The organism is Bacillus pseudomycoides DSM 12442 (genome assembly GCF_000161455.1).
Taxonomy (GTDB): domain Bacteria; phylum Bacillota; class Bacilli; order Bacillales; family Bacillaceae_G; genus Bacillus_A; species Bacillus_A pseudomycoides.
Genome location: NZ_CM000745.1, coordinates 5,164,781 through 5,166,707 on the forward strand (window position 1 = coordinate 5,164,781; position 1,927 = coordinate 5,166,707).

Genomic DNA, 1,927 nt, shown 5'->3' on the forward strand with positions numbered 1-1,927 from the left:
ATATTCTATAGCTCTATATTTCTCATACCCTATGCCATTTTCTCATTGTAACAGGCTTTCACCATACATGAGAAACATAATGACCCAAAAACTCACAATCATAACAAGAATGTGTTTAAACCTTTGCTTAAAGGGGTCACTATATCATTCTGGGAAAATTGTACGCTAAGGACTGAAAATCCTTACTATGACAGCGTTCATAGAGGATGATTATGTGTTTAGAAAGATAAAAACAACAGATTAAATGAACATTGAATTATTTACACACTTTATGAACAAGATTATAGCTAAAAAATGTTGATATTCTTGAGTGTAAATTTAGGAGATAAATTGCACTTGTTTTAAGTGCTATTTTGCACGAGTTTTGGAACAGATAATGCTATTCTTTTAACAATATAAATATAGAGAATGTGAAGTAATGCACTTAAAGTAACGGATCAGTATAGTTATAGAAGGATGATGGACAAGAACATCATTTGTTTTTCGATTTGGCGAAGAGACCATTTTGCAAGGATTTTTTTGATTATAAAGGATAAATATTATCCATTGATGTATCAAATTATGATATAACTCTAGATATATATATCATATCATGATATATTGTTTTTAGATATATCGTTTTGCGATACATATTAAAGAGATATAGAAGGTGATGGGTTGAAAAAAACTGAGCTAACGGATTCAGTGTTTTATATTATGGCTGCTTTAACTAAACCAGGGCATGGTTACGCAATTATGAGCTTAATTGAAGAAACAACAAATGGGGCAATTACTATAGGTCCTGCTTCAATGTACACGATTATAAAAAAGTTATTAAAACAAGAATGGATTTATTTGCATGATGGTTCGGATTCAAGGCGTAAAACATATCTGCTTACTGACAAGGGCAGAGAAGTATTAGAAGAAGATGTGAAGATAAGGAAACTGATGATTCAATTAGCAGAAACGGGATTGAAGGAGGTTAAAGAATGAGAAAAACAAAGTATATTACGTCAGGCGGGTTAGCTTTTTCTGAGGAAAAGGACATGGAAAAATTACGCCGATTTTCTTTGAAGGGGTGGCATGTCAGTGATTTTAAGTTTATGGGGTATACGCTTGAAAAAGGAGAATGCTCAGATTATATCTACAGTGTAGATTATCGTTCATTAAAAGAGGGGGAAGCAGAGGAATACTTGGACTTTTTTTCATTCTCTGGCTGGTCGCATATTGCCTCAGAAGGAGATATTCATTTATTTCGAGCACAACCTAATACAAAACCAATTTATAGTGACCGTGGCACATCCGTAGAAAAGTATGGGAATTTAGCCCGTTCTATGAATTATTTTGCCATTCCGTTCGTTTTAATAACAGTACTTGCATGGGTTGGAGCAATGATAAGCTCTGGAACATTACAATCCATATTGTTGGCAATCGCAGTTATTTTCACTGTCATTGCACTTCCAACAGCTTGGACTGTAATCGCAACATATAATAACAAATGGAAGGTACAAGAAAAAAAAGGCTTAGTTAATCTTTTGAAAACTATACGAGCCCTTCTCTTCTTAATTGCTGTTTTTATATTGTTATACGCCGCTGGCAGTGCAGTTAACATGTTAGCGTCTATGATTATTGGAGCAATCGCACTTCCAACTGCTATTTGGCTTATCATGTCTCTTTGTCATAAAATGAGGGGGAAGAAAGCTTAGTATAGGATTCGAATAATAAAGTTTTAGACATTGTTATTGAGCTAAAAGGTGCGTTAGTGGAATAAAGAGTATTAAAATAATCGTACTTAGTTATAAAAAAGCTATCATGGAATTGATAGCTTTTTTATGTTTACCTATAGTGCAAAATAGCACTTAAAACAAGTGCAATTTATCTCCTAAATTTACATCTTGAGTTTTAGCCTCTGTTCATAAACATAAGGTTTTCTGAACAAATATCTCTT

At 33.3% G+C, this 1,927-nt stretch carries 2 protein-coding genes; both read left to right on the top strand.

The genetic code is table 11. The annotated features are described in order from the left end of the window. Positions 1 to 657: 657 nt before the first annotated feature. The gene (locus BPMYX0001_RS26155) at positions 658 to 972 is read left to right on the top strand and encodes a PadR family transcriptional regulator (protein WP_016113422.1); all 315 of its coding nucleotides are present in this window, start codon (positions 658 to 660) and stop codon (positions 970 to 972) included. Continuing rightward, entirely contained in the window at positions 969 to 1,685 is a 717-nt protein-coding gene (locus tag BPMYX0001_RS26160; RefSeq protein WP_016113421.1) for a DUF2812 domain-containing protein, read from the top strand. The genes BPMYX0001_RS26155 and BPMYX0001_RS26160 overlap by 4 nt, the downstream gene beginning before the upstream one ends. Positions 1,686 to 1,927: the final 242 nt, after the last annotated feature.